The sequence below is a fragment of the Gemmatimonadota bacterium genome, assembly GCA_026706345.1.
Classification (GTDB): domain Bacteria; phylum JAAXHH01; class JAAXHH01; order JAAXHH01; family JAAXHH01; genus JAAXHH01.
In genome coordinates this window covers 1-2,427 of the sequence record JAPOYX010000143.1, presented here as the reverse complement: position 1 = coordinate 2,427, position 2,427 = coordinate 1, and the positions used below count along the sequence as shown (strand labels likewise).

The following is a 2,427-nucleotide window of genomic DNA, read 5'->3' as shown; positions in this document are numbered from 1 at the left end:
GCTGGGCGGCGCCCAGGCAGCGCTGAGAATAACACCCGACCTGGCCACATTCGGCAAAGCCCTGGCAGGCGGCTTCCCCCTGAGCGCAGTGGCCGGGCGTGCAGACATTCTTCAACTCCTCAGGGACAACCGCGTACTCGGTCCGGGCACATTCAATTCCTTCCCGCCCAGCCTCGCAGCAGCGATCCACACCATCGACAAGCTGGCCGCGAACGACGGCGCCTGCTATCACGTGATGGAAGCGCGCCAGCGGCGACTCAGCGAAGGGCTCTCCGCCATTTGCGCGTACCACGGCCGTCCCCGCCTGCTCCAGGGCCCCACGGGCGTCATCTACTTCGACTTCGTCGACAGGTCCGCCGCCTACGTCCCGTCGCATCTGGCGGGACGCGATGCCGCGGAATTCGAGCGCTTTCGGGCGCTCTGGGGCGAGGAAGGCGTGCTCATGGGCGGCGGCGGCCGGATTTTCGTGTCGCCCAATCACACAGAGGACGATATAGAGCAGGCACTGGCGGCGGCCGACCGCGCGATGGGGCGGATGTAACATCGCGGTTCTTGTCCGCCCAAATTCTTAACCGATCAGTCCCTGCATTCGAAATACCTCACGCATATCGGCAACGCCCATGTTGGAACCATCTTATGGCCATATAATTTGGGTATGGCCATAACCAGCATCAAGTCCACCTATTCTCTGGATGTGGAGTCCGTACGCATGCTGGAGGTGTTAGCGCAACGGTGGCAGGTATCGAAGTCCGAGGTGCTGCGGCGCACCATTCGAATCGCAGCCGGAAGCGGTAACGAGAGCAACGAAACCGCACTCGATGCGCTCGAACGGCTGCAGTTCTGCGTGCGCGAACGACACGTCGATCTCTCGGCGTGGAAGCGCGAAGTCAAGGCGGAACGTCTTGAAGCGGAATGACATCGCCGACACGAGATCCACCTGGACACAAGCTTTCTGATCCGGGCGCTGAAAAGTGGATCGCCGATCGGCTGCATGATTGCCGCGGCGGCCATTGAGGACAGTGCGCCAATACCAACAAACAACGATGGGGACTTCCGCCGATTTGTGGACGCGGGGCTGACATTGGCTCCTTGATGCGGTACTCCACAACACCCTCCGACGAGACCCGCGCCCGAATCCATGGTGAAATCGAACGATTCGTATATGGCGGGTAAAGCGGTCCCGCCCAAACCGTTTGATACAACGACTCGAGACATAGCAACAGGAGAATCATGACCCCGGACCACTCACAAGAACCCTATCAAAACAGGCAGCGCGATTGATAGTAGTTTTCCGTACAGCCGAAGGGTCACGGGGTTGCGAACCGCCCGGAACCGACGCGGTCAGAAGAAACGGACCAAACCTACGATTACTCCCGCGATCAACGCCATCTGGGCGGTCACGGCGGCCAACATCCATTTCATCAGATCGGCCTTGACCGATTCGATTCGCGTTTCGAGGTTGGCGTTGACATTTTGAATCTGAACCTCAAGGCCGGTCTTGACTTGCCGAATCTGAACCTCGAGGTCGGCCTTGACCGTCTCGATTCTAGCTTTGACCGTCTCGATGTCGGCCTTGGTGGCCAGATTGCCCTCAAGCAGCCGAACGTGCTCGCTCGCCAGGATTTCGGCCTGCTTCTCGGTGAAGCCCCCGGCGGTGAGGTTCTTGACGAACCGGTGAGTGTCGAATGCGATTACCTCGGTCATGGAGCCATCCTAGTCCGGGCGCGACGCGCGGGCAATGCCCAAATCTCCGTAAATCGCGTAGAAACGAGACTTCTTATTCGAGCCAGGGAACCAGGGAGAAGGACTTTTCAACCCTCATCCACTTCCTGAGTGGGAATGCCTAATCCGGGTAGAGGCTTGGAATCATCAGACCGCCGTACATCCCCCAGTTGATGGTTTCGCCGGGATCGTGCATTTCGAGTTCGAATACAACCTCCGACGAGCCGTTTCGGGCGTACTCCCGCAGCAGGGAGGGCATGTGGAATTCGTTGAAGAAGGCGCCGCTCAAGTCCTTGTTGCTGTAGACCTGTCCCGGCGCGGCCGCGACGCAGTGGGCCCAGACCACCATCATGTTGCCGGTTCGAGGCAACTTGTGGGCATCGCCCATGTCGGGAGAGTGGCGTGACGACGGCGAGAAGCGCGTATCCGACGCCCAGACCTCCTCCACCGTCATCTTCTGCTCGTCCACCCGGTACTCCACGCCTCGGCTGAAGTTCCGTTCCGGCGGGACCGGGGGCTTCGGCGGGCGTGCGCCCCAGGTGCCGTTGTCGAAGAAGACGATGGCGCCCTCCGGGGTCATGCGCGGGTTGTGGCCGTGGTAGGGCCAGCGGGCCAGGTTGAGGGGCTTCAGCACGCGGTCGGCGAGCGGTCCCCAACCGGTCGGCTCGCCCAGGATCCACCTGAGCCCGCCGCTGGCCCGGTCGG

Annotated in this window: 4 protein-coding genes; 2 read left to right on the top strand and 2 right to left on the bottom strand. The window is 61.2% G+C overall.

Going from position 1 to position 2,427, the window contains the following annotated elements; translation table 11 throughout:
- Both OXG98_09355 and OXG98_09350 read left to right on the top strand, forming a co-directional pair.
- A partial coding sequence (locus OXG98_09355) for an aminotransferase class III-fold pyridoxal phosphate-dependent enzyme (protein MCY3772214.1) occupies positions 1 to 541 on the top strand: 541 nt, incomplete at its 5' end.
- Between the two features lie 114 nt (positions 542 to 655).
- Positions 656 to 916 (top strand): hypothetical protein, encoded by a 261-nt coding sequence (locus tag OXG98_09350; GenBank protein ID MCY3772213.1) that lies wholly within the window; start codon positions 656 to 658, stop codon positions 914 to 916.
- A 425-nt stretch (positions 917 to 1,341) separates the two neighbouring features.
- On the opposite strand, the gene OXG98_09345 is transcribed toward OXG98_09350, so the two are convergent.
- Together OXG98_09345 and OXG98_09340 are read right to left on the bottom strand one after the other, a co-directional pair.
- Complete coding sequence (locus OXG98_09345) at positions 1,342 to 1,704, bottom strand: hypothetical protein (GenBank protein ID MCY3772212.1); 363 nt, start codon at positions 1,702 to 1,704, stop codon at positions 1,342 to 1,344.
- A 139-nt stretch (positions 1,705 to 1,843) separates the two neighbouring features.
- On the bottom strand, positions 1,844 to 2,427 hold a 584-nt coding region (locus OXG98_09340), incomplete at its 5' end, for an aryl-sulfate sulfotransferase (protein ID MCY3772211.1).

What these genes read in the sequence shown, in the direction of transcription:
- OXG98_09350 (MCY3772213.1), top strand. Translation starts at nt 656, where the DNA reads ATGGCCATAACCAGCATCAAGTCCACCTATTCTCTGGATGTGGAGTCC.
- OXG98_09345 (MCY3772212.1), bottom strand. Translation starts at nt 1,704, where the DNA reads ATGACCGAGGTAATCGCATTCGACACTCACCGGTTCGTCAAGAACCTC.